Source organism: Glaciecola nitratireducens FR1064, assembly GCF_000226565.1.
Classification (GTDB): Bacteria; Pseudomonadota; Gammaproteobacteria; order Enterobacterales; family Alteromonadaceae; genus Glaciecola; species Glaciecola nitratireducens.
Window position 1 is genome coordinate 1,881,271 of the sequence record NC_016041.1, and the last position, 16,379, is coordinate 1,897,649.

12 protein-coding genes and 3 tRNA genes are annotated in these 16,379 nt (G+C 41.7%); 11 read left to right on the top strand and 4 right to left on the bottom strand.

The features are described from left to right. The first annotated feature begins 81 nt into the window (after positions 1-81). Entirely contained in the window at positions 82-1,254 is a 1,173-nt protein-coding gene (locus GNIT_RS08085) for a thiolase family protein (protein ID WP_014108691.1), read from the top strand. A gap of 77 nt (positions 1,255-1,331) precedes the next feature. On the opposite strand, the gene GNIT_RS08090 is transcribed toward GNIT_RS08085, so the two are convergent. After that, positions 1,332-2,978: a DUF342 domain-containing protein gene (locus GNIT_RS08090; protein ID WP_014108692.1), complete on the bottom strand. Its 1,647-nt coding sequence runs from the start codon at positions 2,976-2,978 to the stop codon at positions 1,332-1,334. Between the two features lie 79 nt (positions 2,979-3,057). Continuing rightward, entirely contained in the window at positions 3,058-4,623 is a 1,566-nt protein-coding gene (gene sbcB, locus GNIT_RS08095; protein WP_014108693.1) for an exodeoxyribonuclease I, read from the bottom strand. 515 nt (positions 4,624-5,138) lie between these two features. Between sbcB and GNIT_RS08100 the strand changes: the two genes are divergently transcribed. The 3 genes from GNIT_RS08100 (at position 5,139) to GNIT_RS08110 (ending at position 9,866) form a co-directional block, all read left to right on the top strand. Next, positions 5,139-5,396, top strand: coding sequence for a hypothetical protein (locus GNIT_RS08100; protein ID WP_014108694.1), 258 nt, complete (start codon positions 5,139-5,141; stop codon positions 5,394-5,396). 192 nt (positions 5,397-5,588) lie between these two features. After that, entirely contained in the window at positions 5,589-9,488 is a 3,900-nt protein-coding gene (hrpA, locus tag GNIT_RS08105; protein WP_014108695.1) for an ATP-dependent RNA helicase HrpA, read from the top strand. Positions 9,489-9,563: 75 nt separating this feature from the next. Beyond that, positions 9,564-9,866 carry a PilZ domain-containing protein gene (locus GNIT_RS08110; RefSeq protein WP_014108696.1) on the top strand — a complete coding sequence of 101 codons (303 nt, stop codon included), beginning with the start codon at positions 9,564-9,566 and terminating at the stop codon, positions 9,864-9,866. Between the two features lie 78 nt (positions 9,867-9,944). On the opposite strand, the gene GNIT_RS08115 is transcribed toward GNIT_RS08110, so the two are convergent. Together GNIT_RS08115 and rnhA are read right to left on the bottom strand one after the other, a co-directional pair. Then, the gene (locus GNIT_RS08115) at positions 9,945-11,126 is read right to left on the bottom strand and encodes a class I SAM-dependent rRNA methyltransferase (protein WP_014108697.1); all 1,182 of its coding nucleotides are present in this window, start codon (positions 11,124-11,126) and stop codon (positions 9,945-9,947) included. Next, entirely contained in the window at positions 11,123-11,593 is a 471-nt protein-coding gene (rnhA, locus tag GNIT_RS08120; protein ID WP_041246356.1) for a ribonuclease HI, read from the bottom strand. Before rnhA ends, GNIT_RS08115 begins: the two co-directional genes overlap by 4 nt. A 78-nt stretch (positions 11,594-11,671) precedes the next feature. Here rnhA and dnaQ point away from each other — a divergent pair, with 78 nt between their 5' ends. The 7 genes from dnaQ to GNIT_RS08155 all read left to right on the top strand — a co-directional run bounded on the left by dnaQ (position 11,672) and on the right by GNIT_RS08155 (position 16,371). Beyond that, entirely contained in the window at positions 11,672-12,373 is a 702-nt protein-coding gene (dnaQ, locus tag GNIT_RS08125) for a DNA polymerase III subunit epsilon (protein ID WP_014108699.1), read from the top strand. After that, the gene (locus GNIT_RS08130; RefSeq protein WP_174268978.1) at positions 12,336-13,865 is read left to right on the top strand and encodes a TIGR03503 family protein; all 1,530 of its coding nucleotides are present in this window, start codon (positions 12,336-12,338) and stop codon (positions 13,863-13,865) included. The genes dnaQ and GNIT_RS08130 overlap by 38 nt, the downstream gene beginning before the upstream one ends. A 200-nt stretch (positions 13,866-14,065) precedes the next feature. Then, positions 14,066-14,142, top strand: a tRNA-Asp gene (locus tag GNIT_RS08135). Positions 14,143-14,168: 26 nt separating this feature from the next. Beyond that, positions 14,169-14,245 (top strand) — tRNA-Asp (locus GNIT_RS08140). Positions 14,246-14,279: 34 nt separating this feature from the next. After that, positions 14,280-14,356 (top strand) — tRNA-Asp (locus GNIT_RS08145). Positions 14,357-14,453: 97 nt separating this feature from the next. Further along, positions 14,454-15,143, top strand: coding sequence for a lipoprotein-releasing ABC transporter ATP-binding protein LolD (lolD, locus tag GNIT_RS08150; protein ID WP_014108702.1), 690 nt, complete (start codon positions 14,454-14,456; stop codon positions 15,141-15,143). A 1-nt stretch (position 15,144) separates the two neighbouring features. Beyond that, positions 15,145-16,371: an FtsX-like permease family protein gene (locus tag GNIT_RS08155; protein WP_014108703.1), complete on the top strand. Its 1,227-nt coding sequence runs from the start codon at positions 15,145-15,147 to the stop codon at positions 16,369-16,371. Positions 16,372-16,379 lie beyond the last annotated feature (8 nt).

Here is a 16,379-nt window from a genome sequence, read left to right on the forward strand (position 1 = left end):
CTAGCAAGGTTAGTCTCTTAATCTAGCCTTACGGACTAGTGTTATGGTGTGGGATATTTTATTAACAACAGGAAAAATATAATGAGTGAATCAATTGTAATAGTTGCAGCAAAGCGAACACCAATGGGTGGTTTTATGGGCGCCTTATCAGCAGTCCCATCGACTCAGTTAGGGGCAACTGCCATTACCGCTGCAATAAGCGGAATTGCTCCCACTGAAATTGATGAAGTTATTATGGGCTGCGTTCTGCCCGCAGGTTTGGGGCAAGCACCAGCACGTCAAGCAACGCTAGGCGCGGGTTTACCTTTGTCGGTCGGTGCGACAACAATTAACAAGGTATGCGGTTCTGGAATGAAAGCCATAATGCTAGCGCATGATTTAATCAGTGCAGGTAGCGCCGACGTTATTGTGGCCGGCGGTATGGAAAGTATGAGTAACGCACCTTATTTACTGCCAAAAGCAAGAGCCGGTTATCGCATGGGGCATGGACAAGTGCTAGATCATATGATGTTGGACGGACTTGAGAATGCGTACGATGGTAAAGCAATGGGTTGCTTCGCCCAAGACACTGCTGACGCGGAAGATATCACACGAGAGCAAATGGATGAATTCGCTGTTAGTTCGTTGTCGAAAGCGAACAAGGCAATTGCAGATGGCACATTCGTTGATGAAATTGCTCCAGTAACCGTAAAAGATCGAAAAGGTGAGGTCATCGTTGATACCGACGAAGGCCCTGGCAACGCAAAACCAGAAAAAATACCTGCGCTACGCCCAGCATTTAAAAAGGACGGTACTGTTACTGCCGCCAATTCTAGCTCCATTTCGGATGGCGCCGCTGCATTAGTTGTTATGACTGCTTCTAAAGCCGCTGCTTTGGGTTTAACACCGTTAGCAAAAATTGTTGCGCATGCAACGAACGCCATAAAGCCCGAAGACTTCACCGTTGCTCCTGTTGGAGCGATCGAGAAAGTGTTCGCTAAAACGGGTTGGACAAAAGACGACGTTGATTTATTCGAGATAAACGAGGCTTTTGCTATGGTTACTATGTTAGGGGTCAATAAACTCGGTTTGGATGCCAATAAAGTTAACATTAAAGGCGGAGCTTGTGCCTTGGGTCATCCAATTGGTGCATCAGGTGCGAGAATTGTGGTTACTCTGCTACACGCATTAAATCAAAAAGGTCTCAAGAAAGGCGTTGCTGCACTCTGCATTGGTGGCGGTGAAGCCACAGCTATCGCTGTAGAAATGCTATAACATGGAAATATTGCTAATCTAATGGATTGAGAAAATGCAAAAGGGCATCGCTTTATTCGGGGCGATGCTCTGCTAGTCTAGTTGATGAGCGGGGTGTGTTGCCATTTTCCTTCCTCAAGGCTGACCACAGATTTTAAATATTCTTTTTCAGAACGCCAATGACGTTTATTCATTTTTATAGATACGCCAGGGAACAGCTCTTTGTGGGCAACCACTCTTGCATTTTTTTCAAAATCAATCTTCGCTTGCCGCAAATCCTGCTCAACGGTTTCCAGCCACTTTAAAAGGTGTTTTTCTGACTCGAAAACCGCATCAATTTTATTCAGTTGATTGAGTAATCCATTTGGAACATGTTTCGCGTGTAGCTCACGCAACTTGATTTGATGATCGAAATTATTTTCCCGTAACTGCTTTAGAGACGTTAAAACTGCTTCATATCGTGCATTAAGCGTGTTTACGCTTTCACTGAAGTCAACGATTAATGAGCTTCCTGATACAGCGCCAACTGTACCTGCATAGAGTGTAGAGCCACACTGAATGGTGCTAGCGAATAAATTACCCATGGGGCGATCAGGTTCACCGATAGTGACAATTCCTCCGCATTTTACTCGTGAATATGCAAGCTGCTTGCGTACGTTCAAATTCTTGTTTGCTACGATATCGAGGCCTTGTCCATGTTGAACAAATACACTGCCTTTTGCATGCAGTTTACAATCTTCCTCATTCATTTTTCCCATTGCGCCTTCGGTAATAATAATATCACCTCCCGCTCTAATGGTTGCTGATTCCACAAAACCGTTGATCGTTATATCACCCTTAGCAATAACCTCCATACTCTCTGTGACATCACCGTTCACTATAACGGCGCCGTCATAATTTATATTACCGGTGCCAACATTGACACCTTTCGTCTGAAAAGTATTGTCAACGTTCATAATGTCGTTTTCAAACTTAGGCTGACCGCTGACTTCAGCTAAAATAATATTTTCATCTTGAGGGCTAATACTAGTATTCGCGCCTAACTTTATGGGTATCCATTGACCTTCAATTGGACTCAATGGAGAATCGGTGACTGTGTAGCCTGCTCGACCTTTGCCAGGAGGCTCTCTTTTGGCCACAGCTATTTTTGCTTGAACGCATAAAATGTCACCTAAGTTCCGCATGTTGACTTTATTATTTCCGGCTTCCTGCGGCTGCAGGATCCGGTCTAGGGCGTTAGGAAAGAGTGATTTCAAACGCGATGGTTTACCGTCCTTTGCTGGAAGACCAATAGCCACTATGCCAGTAAACTCGATGCCACTGTCGGCTTCTGAAGCCTGAAACAGCAAGTTCTTTATACGCTTTTTGCTAATACCTCTGTTAACGCCTTTTTGGCGCAAAAGAGCAAGCAGCTCTTCGTAAGTCGGCACTGAACCAGAATAGGGCGATTCAATGGTCATCTCAACTGACATTTGGTCGTTAGAAACAGTAACAGTGACCGAAGCGTCTCTGATTTCACCTACAGCTTGGTGCAGTTCTTCTGAATTCTTTGATTTCTTAGCTGCGTTGCTTTGTTCGCAAAGTGAGGCTATCGCGTTGTTTAGGATAAAGAATTGTTTATATTCGGACTCGTGAATAAAAGCTTCGATCGCTTCAGGTTGCAGAAAGTCATCAACCAATAAAGGATCGATTGTCGCTATTAATTGTTTAGCGGCTTTGTTTATAGTTAACGTTAGACCTTTCATATATCTTTTCTACACACCTTTTTTGCCATCATTCAATTCTGTTAGGCTAATAACTTGTTTTAGCAGTAATTCGACTCTATTACAATTGCTCAATGTACAGAGTTATGGTCGATAATAACTTCATCTTTTTGCCATCTTCTGCATGTTTCTCCGCAAGTTCAGCGACCTGAGCCTGGCATTCTGAAATTGAAAGACAGGTTTTTTTGTTGTCCGCTGTGAATCGTGCTTTTCGGTGAGCTTGCCACTTGTCCAGCTCTGATTGATCAAGTGTGTGTGGAAAGTTTCTTGCTCTGTAACGCATTAGTTGTTCTGCGTATTGCAGATTTGGCGCCCTGTCTTGCCACACTGTTAACTGCTCTGGCGGACACGCTTTTACCTCTGTCATCCAATGTTTATCGGCAGCAGACGCAAAACCGCGAGTATACAATGATGCATCTATATCAGTTTCAGTATGCTGTCTGCCGTCCTCTTCAAAAATAGCTGATAATTTATCGGTAATATCAATTATTCTTTTTATATACGCATGATTTTTTAAACAGTCATCGCGACTGATATTTAGTCTAACGGCATGCTCTGGCGTAAGTGTTTTTGCTGGTGCGACAAATGGCGATTTATTAATGTGAACGAGTTTGATACCTGGCTTTTTAGTGCCCAACGGCAGGTCGTCTTGTTTGGTGTAGAGCAATGCTTTTAAATCGTCTGAATCCATGGACTCAATTGAGGATAAGTCGGAGGCTAGGTCAACGCAAATTACCGCATTTTTATTACTAGGGTGCATTGCTATTGGCATAAACCAACTACAACAGCCCTGCGTAGCGGGCAGCATTCCGCTAATGTGCAAAAATGGCTTCTGATTAGCAACATCAATATTTTGCATTACCGTGTTTTTATTTCTTAATGAAAAATAATAGTCGAACAGTTTTGGCTGTTTTGCTTTCATGAGTTGCGCAAAGGCTATCGTTGCTTTTACATCAGAAACAGCGTCGTGGGCCGATTCGTGATCAATGCCGTTGGCCGCGGTAAGTTCCTCTAGCTTGAACGAAGGTTTACCATCTTCATGAATAGGCCACTCAATTCCTTCTGGTCGCAGTGCATAGCAGGCCCTAGCCAAATCAATAATATCCCAGCGGCTGTTGCCGTTTTTCCATTCTCGCTCGTAGGGGTCATAAAAATTTCTATAACGTAAAAAACGCGTGACTTCATCATCAAATCTGATGCTGTTGTAACCAACAACACAGGTGTCCGGTTTATCCATTATTTGCGCAATTTTTTCCGCAAACTCAGCTTCAATATAACCATCACGTAAGCTTTGCTGAGGAGTAATACCTGTTACTAAACAGGCTATAGGGTGGGGAATATAGTCGTTCGGTATTTGGCAGAAGTAACTTACTGGATTGCCAATAATATTTAAATCTAAATCCGTTCTTATGGCAGCAAACTGACATGGGAAATCATATTTGGGATCAACCCCCCACGTTTCATAATCATGCCAGAGCAAGGTAGGTCCAGAAAACTGAACATCATCGTTTCTGCTATTTTTACGAGAAGACATGTCAATTAATATGTCTTTAAAGGTTTCTCTTACCGAGCTGTTTTTTTCAGAGCCGCTTTTTACGGAACTGTCTTTGTCGAAAGATGCGGTCATGTTGGTCGTTGTTAACTTTTTTTTATTATTGCTATATACGCTACTTTATCATGACTAAACAAACATTGAACCTGACCCTCTATAAATTTAACGACTAATAGTTGTTTTATAGCGGTTTACTATATGAAAATATTCATGTTTTTGTATCGTTGAATGGTGCTGCATAGTCCGTGCAGTATTTCCAAAAGTGAGTTGGTTTCATTATATTTATTAATGGCTTAACATTATTTCTCACATCAACTTATTATTATGTATTTTTCAAAAATAAAATATAAAGCTTGTTGTTTCTATTAGTTATTATATTTCGTTGATCAAAACACCAAGCTAATACTATTTTTCTCTAAGAACGGAATACTCAATTTGATGATATCAATGCAGAGCTAGACAGGGTCTATTCTTTCTACTTTCAAAGACTTTTTAGCGCGAACTAATAGTGTTGTTAGTATGTTTCGTTATATAACAACTTGCTATTTTCGGTCTATGCTTAACATTCAATTTTTTATTAGGGAATCGCTATGCGTGAAGTAATAAAAATGGATCCCGACCCATCTTTCGGTGATGATAATAGCAGAATGTCGCACGTCGACTCTTATTTAACGTCGAGTATTGTTCCATTTTTTTCTATTAGAAAACTGCGGCTTATTTACAATGAATTGCACAGTACAAGCGACTTTGAATATCATTCGTTTGACGCTTTTAAGCACCAAGTAATGTCATCAGCAGCGCCTCAATTGGAGTTAAATAAATGGCAAGCGATCTCCTCGCGTAGATAGGTGTCGTAATGAAATGCTCGAGAGTTCATATTTATTAAGCGACAGTATTTATGTACTGGGAATAAGGGGGAGCAATAGCCAATAACAATCACTTCTGTTAGTCTTAAGGCTGAAAGCATGCGGTGCTGCGTGATTTTTGCTTTTTTCCCCAACAATAAATGAACTCTATTAAGTGCTAGCTGTATATATCTGATGCAATTCAAATTAAATAATGCACTTGAAAAGTGCCTACTCAAAGACCGTTTTCCACTGAAACGACAATATCAACGACTTGAAAAGCTTCCCGATGGCGATGAGAAATTGGTAGCGTTTGAGCAGTTTCTTCTGCGCGTAGATCAATCACAGGAGGCAAGGGAGGGCCGCAGAAATGCGATGCCCACCATTGAATATCCAGATCTACCCGTATCCGATAAACGCGAGGACATAAAGTTCGCTATTGATAATAACCAAGTTGTTATTATCGCTGGAGAAACAGGGTCAGGTAAAACTACGCAAATCCCTAAAATGTGTCTTGAATTAGGCCGTGGGATTGACGGCTTTATTGGCCACACTCAGCCGAGGCGCCTAGCGGCAAGAAGTGTCGCGAGCCGAATTGCTGAAGAATTGAATTCAGAGATTGGTCAGGAAGTTGGATTTAAGGTTCGCTTTAGCGATAATGTCAGTGAAAATAGCCATATAAAATTGATGACCGACGGTATTCTCCTGGCTGAAATTCAGCAAGACAAATACTTAAATCAATATGACACCATTATCATTGATGAAGCGCACGAAAGAAGCCTGAATATTGACTTCTTACTAGGCTATTTCAAGCAGTTGTTGCCTAAGCGCAAAGACTTAAAGTTGATTATTACATCTGCAACAATTGACCCTGAGCGGTTTTCAAAGCACTTTTTTGATGCGCCCATTATTCAGGTTAGTGGCCGCACGTATCCAGTAGAAATTAGATATCATGAGCCTGCTACTGCAAAAGATAGCGATGGAGATGAAGAGCAAGACCAAACAACAGCAATATGTGAGGCGGTTGACGAGCTCTTTCGTGAAAAACCGGGTGACATTCTCATATTTTTAAGTGGTGAGAGAGATATTAGAGATACACAAGACGCTTTGTTAAAACGTCAGTATCGAAACACCGAGATAGTTCCGCTCTATGCTAGATTATCTGCGGCTGAACAAAACCGAATTTTTCAATCTCACACCGGCAGACGTATTGTACTTGCGACTAACGTTGCAGAAACCTCGCTTACCGTGCCCGGCATTAAATACGTTATTGATCCGGGCTTAGTAAGAATGTCGCGGTATAGCCATAAAAGCAAAGTGCAGCGTTTGCCGATAGAAGCGATTTCTCAAGCATCTGCGAATCAACGTGCTGGTCGCTGCGGAAGAGTATCAGACGGTATTTGCATTCGACTCTACTCAGAGCAAGATTTCCTTGCGCGGCCAGAGTTTACTGATCCAGAAATAATTCGTACACATTTGTCATCAGTGATTTTGCAGATGCTAGCGCTTGGTTTAGGTGAGGTGAGTAATTTTCCATTTATTCAGCCACCAGACAATAAAAACGTTAACGACGGTATGAAGCTCTTGGAGGAGCTGCAGGCCATTGAACGTAGACAGAATCGTTATGTTTTAACTCAGCTGGGGCGAAAAATTGCAAGGCTACCGGTTGACCCAAGATACGCCAGAATGGTGGTTGAGGCTGGGGGGCGCGATTGCGCAAGAGAAGTGATGATCATCACTGCTGGTTTAAGTATTCAAGACCCTCGAGAGCGACCGCAAGATAAGAAACAGGCGGCGGATGAGAAGCATAGCGAATTTGTCAATGCAGAGTCAGATTTTATGTCCCTCTTGAATTTGTGGAACGAATTTTCTAGTTATCAAAAAACATTGTCAAATAGCCAGTTGAGAAAATGGTGCAAACAATACTTTGTGCACTATTTGAGAATGCGAGAGTGGCAAGATATTGTCAGCCAAATGAAAAAATCACTCGTCGAAATTGGCTTTCGATTGAACAGCAATGAACCAAGCTATGAGGCTATACATACAGCTATTGCAACAGGTTTGCTCTCTCAAGTTGGTTTTAAAGATAAGGATCGCGAATACTTAGGGTCTCGCAATACCCGATTCATGATTTTTCCTGGCTCAGGGCTAAGTAAGGCTAATCCTAAGTGGCTACTTGCAGCTGAATTGGTTGAAACATCAAAATTGTTTGCCAGGAATGTCGCTAAAGTCGACCCCAAATGGCTCGAACCGATCAGTCAACATCTTGTAAATAAGCAATATTCAGAACCCCATTGGAGTAAAAAGAAAGGGGCTGTGCACGCTTATGCTACGGTAAATCTATTCGGCTTACCGATTGTAAATAAACGCTTAGAAAATTATTCACTGGTTGACCCCGTAGTTTGTAGAGACATATTTATTCGCGAGGCCTTGGTAAACGGTCAGACGAATTTGAACTATGCTTTTTTACGAAAAAACCAGTCGTTAATTGAAGAAATTGAAATATTAGAGCACAAGTCGCGCCGCCGAGATCTATTGATCGATGAAGATGATCTCTGTGATTTTTATAGTGAAAAATTGCCTGCGGATATCTGTAATGAAGTTAAGTTTAAAAAGTGGTGGCAAATCACAGCAAGTAAAAGCCCAGATTTGCTCGACTTTTCAATTCAAGCGCTGCTGAAAAAAGATGCTTCTGGTATCAACAAAATTGATTTTCCCGATGAGTGGAAACAAGGCAACTTGCGCCTGCCGCTGCATTACATATTTGAACCAAACGAAGCAAACGACGGTGTGAATATGGAGATCCCGCTACCAATTCTAAACCAGCTTGTTGATATTGGTTTTGACTGGTTAGTGCCTGGTTTCCAACATGAACTAATCGTGTCGTTAATTAAATCTCTGCCTAAAAAATTGAGACGCAACTTTGTACCGGCTCCGGACTTTGCCCATGCTTGCCTAACTGAGATACAGGCTATTGATAAAAATGGCGTTCCGCAAACTATTGCACAAGCGGTTGCGAGAAAATTACACAGAATGACGGGGGTGCCAGTCAGCGCGGAAGATTTTGCTGATGCTGAGTTACCAAACCACCTACAGTTTAACTTTGTTGTTGTTGACGACAAGGGTGTTGCATTGACTAAGGGAAAAAGTCTGCTGCAGGTGCAAGATCAGTTAAAAGGAAAAGTTAAGGAGACCTTAGAATCGGTCGCCACGCCTGAACTTGAACGCCAAAATTTGGAAACCTGGGATTTTGATAGCCTGCCCATAGCATTTGAGCAAAAACATGCTGGTTTCCAGATTAAGGCCTATCCAGCGCTTGTGAAAAAATCGAGCAAAGTTGACATCGTGCTGTTTGATAATCAACAGGAAGCAGAAACTTCCCATCGCTTGGGCGTTTACCAGTTGATTAAAAATACGGTGCCTTCGCCGCTAAAATTTTTACAGCAAAAATTACCGAATAAAGCCAAGCTGAGTTTGTACTTTAACCCTTTTGGACAAATCAATATCTTGATTGATGATATTATTTTGGCGGCAATCGACCAACTGGTCAGAGAGTTTGAGAAGAATAGTGCATCATCGATTAGAGACAAGGCAGATTTCGAAAAAGCGTGTGATATTGTTCGCGAAAATATAAACGATTTGGCCCTGCAAATTGCGCAAAAAATTGAAAAAGGTCTCACTATTGCACATGCCATTCAAAAACAATGCAAAGGGAATATCCCATTGAATCTATTGACTAATATTGGTGCAATAAAGAGTCAGCTCAGCCTACTGGTTTACAAAGGCTTTGTTTTTGATTTTGGCTATGCAAGGCTAGACGATTGGAATCGTTACGTGGTGGCGCTTAGTCAACGATTTGATAAGCTTAAAGTAGACACTAATCGTGACCGACTCAACCAAATCGACGTTGACAAGGCGGTTGGAAAATACCAAGAAGTGCTCACCAAGCTGCAAAAAAGTGGTTCAGATCTTCAGCCTTTGGAGGAGGTGAAATGGATGATTGAGGAATTTAAAGTTTCCTTATTTGCACAGCAACTCGGTACCAGCATGCCTATCTCGTTAAAGCGCATTAGTAATCGTTTAAACGAATTTTAGTCTAGTGGTTGACTTATCTTCTCTAGCACAATATAAATGTAACTTCTGTTGCTATAATTAAGTCTGGAGTAATGAATGTTAGGCTATGACGACAAACGCAATTTTTACAGAATGATGGTCAATTCGCCCTGCGAGTTATCGTTGTTGGATGATCCAGCACAACGCAGCATACTAGCAATTTGCAAGGATATTAGTGCAACTGGCATGTCGCTTGAAATTGAACAACCTGCCATGGAAATTGGCACTTTGCTTGATGTTTCGATTGAATCAAATAGCGACCAAATACCGTCTCTTAACGCAAAAGCAAAAGTGATTAGATGCACGGCAGAAACTGAAAATACTTGCTTACTGGGCGTGGAAATCAGCGAAATGAAGTAAGGAGTCGCAGGCTTGCACTCCTTCAATTCAATTCTTCGAATAGAAAGCCGCAGCTTCAAGCATCGCGGCTGACAAAACTTATACCTTACAAACTAAGCCTTTCAGATAATAACCTTCGGGAAAGTTACCGCTGACCGGGTGGTCTTCACTCTGAGCTAATCGCTGTACAAAATACACATTACGCTGAGCGTCTAAAGCAGCGTCAGCGACGATCTTTTGAAACAAGTCTTGAGGCATCAATCCAGAACAACTGAAAGTAAGTAAAGTACCGTTTTCATTCAGTAAAGAAAGGGCTAATCGGTTGATATCTTTATAGCCGCGCGACGCTTTATTGAGGTTGTGTTTGCTATCAACAAACTTAGGCGGATCGAGCACAATGACATCAAACGTGGTTCCGGCTTCTTTATAATCCCTGAGAAGTTGAAATACGTCTTTTTTAAGATGAGTCACTTTACTTTCATCTAAACCGTTGATCGCAACGTTTTTACTGCTGAGTGCCAAAGCTGATTCCGAAGCGTCAACGTTAATAACCTCAGTTGCTCCTGCTGCCAGGGCATATAAGCCAAAAGTTCCTGTAAAACTAAAGCAGTTAAGAACACTTTTGCCAGCACAATAAGAGGCAGCAATACGTCTATTTTCTCGTTGGTCTAGATAAAAACCAGTTTTGTGTCCATGAATTAAGTCGACATAAATTTTGACGCCGTTCTCTTCAATAATAACTGATTCAGGAAGTTCACCATGAAGCGTTTGCACTAAGGGTGTAAGCCCTTCCTTTTTGCGCACATCCACATCGCTGCGTTCATGCACGACTGCATCTGGATATAATTGCAATATCGCCCATAAAATTTTACCGCGATGTTTTTCAGCACCAGCGCTGAGCAGCTGAACCACAACAACGTTAACGTATACGTCTATCGTTATACCCGGCAAACCATCTGCTTCGGCAGCGATGAGGCGAAAAGCATTGGTGTTGTGCTTTTTTAAAATTTCCTGTTTTCTTGCTAATGCTTGTTCTAGTTTTCGTTTAAAAAAAACGTTATCAATCGCTTCTGATTTTGTAAATGACCACACTCTAGCTCTGATTTGTGATTCGGGTGAGAACGCCGCCTTTGCCAACCACGTGCCGTCACTCGCTAGAACATCTACTGTGTCACCTGAGTTCATGCGGCCTTCTGTTTTTTCTATCGCTCCTTCAAAAATCCAAGGATGACGACGTAACATAGACTTATCACGCTCTATTTTTAATGTAATGGAACTCATTGGTTACCTTTTTCGTATTCGTGGTCGGTGAGAAGATCTGACGAAGAAGCTGCATCTCGAGCCAAATCATCGACTTCTTCGTTTTCCGGGTGACCAGAATGCGCTTTCACCCAGTGCCAATTAACTTCATGTTTATTAACCGCCTCATCAAGCTGCTGCCATAGGTCGGCATTTTTAACCGGCTTGCGATCTTTGGTTCGCCAGCCATTTTTTTTCCAGTTATGGATCCACTGACCGATGCCATTTTTGACATACTGGCTGTCAGTATAAAGGTCAATGGTACAGGTCTCTGTTAAACTATTAAATGCTGCAATGGGTGCCAACAATTCCATTCTATTATTGGTTGTTAGTTTGAACCCTTGAGATAAACGTTTTTTGTGCTCTTTGAAAATTAATAAGGCGCCGTATCCGCCCGGTCCAGGATTTCCCAAACAGGATCCATCGGTGTAAATGCTAAGTTTTTTCATTTTTATACTGAATTCTGATTGTCTGGTGTAAGTGCAGCGAAGTATACTAGCCAGCATGATAATTAAAAGAAGTTTTGTATGCGCCAAATAGTTTTAGATACAGAAACCACAGGTATCAATCCAAAAGAAGGGCACCGTATCATTGAGATTGGTTGCGTTGAAATGGTCAATCGAAAACTGACTGGAAATACTTACCATGTTTACATTAACCCGCATCGTGACATTGAAGAAGAAGCAATTGCGGTGCACGGTATTACTAATGAGTTTTTGAAAGACAAACCTGGGTTCAAACAAATAGCCCAAGAGTTTATTGATTTTATAAAAGGTGCTGAACTTGTTATTCACAATGCGCCATTTGATATTGGCTTTATGGACAATGAGTTTGCACTAAACAACAGTGCTATAAAAAAGACAAGTGAGATTTGCACCGTATTAGATACCCTGGCGCTTGCCCGAGAAATGCGTCCTGGTCAAAAAAATAATTTGGATGCACTGTGCCGAGTTTATGGTGTTGATAATACACACAGGACCTATCACGGCGCTTTGCTTGATTCAGAAATTCTAGCGGAAGTGTATTTATGGATGACCGGTGGGCAAACGGCGATGAGTTGGGCTCATGAATCTGAAGGCTCTGATCCTAAGAACAAAAACGCACCTAGAGTAGTTAATTTTGAGGGTATCTTAAAGGTTGTTAAGGCATCTGCCGATGAAGTAAGTAAGCATGAAGCATACTTGGACAAAATTGAAAAAAAATCTCAAGAAGTGGTTTGGCGTAGCTAAGCTACAATACAATATTCTGCGATACGCAAGCCTTACGTTCATTCTTGTTTCGAGTGTTTGTGTTTTTGTGCCAACAAGCTTTGCGCAACAAGAAAAGCTACTCGAGGCGAGTGGTGCAGGAAAAACTCTTGAGCAAACAACGACAGAAACTAAAAAAACCACCACACCTATCATTGCTTTAGGCAACGACTTTCAGAACAGCATCGAGTTTTTAAACAATCGGTTTAGAGTCGACAACGATGTTGAAGAAGTGACAATGGTATTTTTTAGGGAAGATGGCTCTGCGCCAATCGTGCTTGTTCGTCCAGATGGTTCAAAGTTGTTCATTGAAAACGACGACGACGATCCGGATATGAGATGGTATGAAACTCAAAAATACGACATGATCTCAATTAAAAAACCGATGCCAGGCCCTTGGCAGGCAATTGGTGAGATACTTGATGGCAGCAAAATCATGGTGATTGCTGACATTGTCCTAGATGCTCAACCCATACCTCGCAACATATACTCTGGTGAAATCATCAAGCAAACCGCTGTGCTCACAAATAATGGCAAACAAGTCGATTTTTCGCCATTTAGAGATGTGGTGAGTTTAACCATCGATTTTGTGAGTAATAATAATCCAAACTACGAAAATTTTGGCTTAGGTTCAAGAACGGTGGCTCGTTTCCAAGATAACGGTGAAGGTTTCGATGAAGCGGCCGCTGACGGTGTTTTTACTGGTCAATTCAACCTGAGCATCCCTAGTGGTGAGTGGCGTCCGACTTTCGGTATCAGAACCCCAATGTATACGCGAGAGCAAAAAAACGATTTAGTCATTTTGCACCCAACGCCCATTTTTATAAACGTAAAAATTGATGAAACAAGTGTTGAAAGCGCCGATGGCGAAAGCAATGAGAGCAAGGATGAAACGGACGACGAAAGAACCTATGGGGAACACATTATAACCGTCGACACTGACGCAGAACACATTAAACTCGATTCGTTGTTGCTTGATGGCAAAGTAACTCACCCAAATGGTGAAATTGACAACGTCACCATCACTGAGTTCAATAATTCCGTAAAAATGATTAGGGTAAAAAATGACAACTATGGTATTTACCGCGTTAAGTTAACGGCATTTGCAACAACTGTCGATGATAGAGAAGTCATTATAAATGTTCCAGAGTACACTTTCTTGACTTCAGAGCCTGCAGAACCAGAACCTGAAGTTGATGAAAGTCAAGTTGTTGAAATGTCTGCACCACCAGTAGTCATTGAACCTGAAAAAGATGCATGGACAGCAACAAACACCGTGAGTTTAATAATAGCCATCAATTCATGTATCTTTGTGTTTGGTGGAATGGTCATCTTCTTGATCCTTAACAAGCGCAAGTATCCAAATGATCACATTATGTTGAGATATAAAATTGCATGTGTTGAATTATTGGCTAAGATCAAGAATTTTAAGAAAACGAAGTCAGCTGAAGAAACCGATAAATTAGGCGAGTAAAGGACATTTTTGTGTCCAACCTGTATAAAATGCGTGCAGGGTTGCTGTTTGCCAATACAATTTGCTTGTTTTTCCATCAAGCAAACAATGTTTTTCAAAAAGCAGTTGACTCACCACGGATGAAACCGTATTATCTGCGCCGCAATGTAGGGACGAGGTTCAGCAGAATCTAGTAACTCATTGATTTAGCTTGTTAAAGCGGAGTGGTAGTTCAGTTGGTTAGAATACCGGCCTGTCACGCCGGGGGTCGCGGGTTCAAGTCCCGTCCACTCCGCCAATTACAAGCTTTACAACGAATTTTGTGGAGTGGTAGTTCAGTTGGTTAGAATACCGGCCTGTCACGCCGGGGGTCGCGGGTTCAAGTCCCGTCCACTCCGCCAATCGTTGTAAAGCAAGCTAAACACATACCACTGCGGAGTGGTAGTTCAGTTGGTTAGAATACCGGCCTGTCACGCCGGGGGTCGCGGGTTCAAGTCCCGTCCACTCCGCCATTTATTCTGAATTCCTCAGAAAAAATACCATCCAAACTTGTAGCCAATTCAGAAGCATGTAAACTACAGCTACGTTTTTATTATCTAATTTTAATCAATGCCTTCTCCTCTATTTAAGTGCGAAAACATCTGCAAGCAATATTCAGATGCGAGCAACACACTACAAATTCTTAATAACGTCAATTTTTATATATCAGCAGGTGAAACTGTTGCGATTTTAGGTGCGTCAGGTTCCGGTAAGAGTACGCTTTTGCATATTCTTGGAACGCTCGACACTCCGGACTCCGGTGACGTTTTTTATAAGGAGCAAAGTCTTTTTACAAAATCTAAAAGACAGCAAGCGCTTTTTCGTAATGCTGAGCTTGGCTTTGTTTATCAATTCCACCATTTGCTTCCCGAGTTCAGTGCCGCGGAAAACGTCGCGATGCCATTATTCATCAAAGGCGATAATCGAAAAAAGTCGCTAGTAAGAGCCAAAGAGTTGCTCGCACGGGTCGGTTTGCAGGACAGAGAGCAACATCGTCCGCATCAGCTTTCTGGCGGAGAAAGGCAACGAGTGGCGATCGCAAGAGCGTTAATCAACCAGCCGGCGATGATTTTTGCGGATGAACCCACGGGCAATTTAGATGATAAAAATACCGCATCCATTTATGACTTAATAAGTGACATTAATAAAGAATTTAAAACCTCATTTCTACTTGTAACCCACGATTTGCAGTTAGCGAAAAAGATGGACAGGATTATGTACCTTGAAAATGGCCAACTGCGCTTGATGGAACATAACTAGTATGAATTTTTCGTTAGCGTGGATATTTGCCAATAAATTTAGACAAAGTAAGCAGCAAAGTGGTTTTATTTCTTTCGTTTCAGCATCATCAACAGCAGGAATTGGCTTGGGTTGTTTTGTGTTGATCTTGTTGCTTTCTGTCATGAATGGCTTTGAAAAAGAGTTACGAAATACGCTACTTTCTTATATTCCCCATGCTGAGTTTATCGCTGCCAGTCCTGATGGTGTTTATTTAGATGATGAAACGAAATTGAAAGCTGCGGCTGATCCACGCGTAATCAATTTGTATGCTTACACTAAAGCTTCTGGTCTTTTACAAAATGGCTCGAAAATGAAGTCGGTAGAATTGCAGGGCGTCGACGACAATTACCTAAAAAATAAACCTGCAATAAAGGTCCCTGCGGGAGCGTTTAATAAAAATGAGAATGGTGTATTTCTTGGCAAAGGTGTCATTGAGAAGTTAGGCCTGAGCGTTGGTGACAAGGTCCAGTTACTGCTTCCGGCTGCAACCCAAGATCTGTCTTTTGCAGCACCAAAAGTTGTTTGGTTAACTGTGCTTGGCGTGATTTCCTTAGGCGGTGAAGCAGACGATTTTGTTGGCATTATGAAAAAGCAAACACTTTCGTTTGCATTGGACGTAAGGCTTGGCGCGACACACATTGAGTTTCAGCTTGCCGATCCGTTTGCTGGACGTCAGTTGATTAGAGAATATGGCAATGCTTTCAATCAAGCTGTTTATATGTCGGACTGGACATTAACTAATGGCCACCTATATCAGGATATTCAGCTGGTCAGAACGGTTGTTTATATTACCTTGACCTTAGTTATCTGTGTTGCTTGTTTTAATATCGTTTCATCACTTGTAATGTCTGTCAAAGAGAAGACGAGTGAAATAGCGATGTTGAAGACAATGGGAGCTCAAGATGGTTTTATACGCGCCATTTTTGTTATAAAAGGAATGATAAACGGTATTTACGGAGCAAGTATCGGCAGCTTTTTAGGCGTGTTGGCAGCGCTTTATTTAAACAACATTACTGAATTTATTGAAGAGATTTTCGGCTTTCGATTGTTAGCTGACGGTATTTACTTTATCAATTATTTACCTTCTGACTTAAGGTTAATCGACGTTGTTGTTACTTATTTTGTTGCCGTTTTTCTTTGTGTTGTTGCAACGATTTATCCCGCATCTAAAGCGGCGAATATCAAACCGGCTAATGCGCTTCAATAAAAAAGGCC

Coding starts and splice junctions, on each gene's coding strand:
- GNIT_RS08085 (WP_014108691.1), top strand. CDS start 82: ATGAGTGAATCAATTGTAATAGTTGCAGCAAAGCGAACACCAATGGGT.
- GNIT_RS08090 (WP_014108692.1), bottom strand. CDS start 2,978: ATGAAAGGTCTAACGTTAACTATAAACAAAGCCGCTAAACAATTAATA.
- sbcB (WP_014108693.1), bottom strand. CDS start 4,623: ATGACCGCATCTTTCGACAAAGACAGTTCCGTAAAAAGCGGCTCTGAA.
- GNIT_RS08100 (WP_014108694.1), top strand. CDS start 5,139: ATGCGTGAAGTAATAAAAATGGATCCCGACCCATCTTTCGGTGATGAT.
- hrpA (WP_014108695.1), top strand. CDS start 5,589: ATGCAATTCAAATTAAATAATGCACTTGAAAAGTGCCTACTCAAAGAC.
- GNIT_RS08110 (WP_014108696.1), top strand. CDS start 9,564: ATGTTAGGCTATGACGACAAACGCAATTTTTACAGAATGATGGTCAAT.
- GNIT_RS08115 (WP_014108697.1), bottom strand. CDS start 11,126: ATGAGTTCCATTACATTAAAAATAGAGCGTGATAAGTCTATGTTACGT.
- rnhA (WP_041246356.1), bottom strand. CDS start 11,593: ATGAAAAAACTTAGCATTTACACCGATGGATCCTGTTTGGGAAATCCT.
- dnaQ (WP_014108699.1), top strand. CDS start 11,672: ATGCGCCAAATAGTTTTAGATACAGAAACCACAGGTATCAATCCAAAA.
- lolD (WP_014108702.1), top strand. CDS start 14,454: ATGCCTTCTCCTCTATTTAAGTGCGAAAACATCTGCAAGCAATATTCA.
- GNIT_RS08155 (WP_014108703.1), top strand. CDS start 15,145: ATGAATTTTTCGTTAGCGTGGATATTTGCCAATAAATTTAGACAAAGT.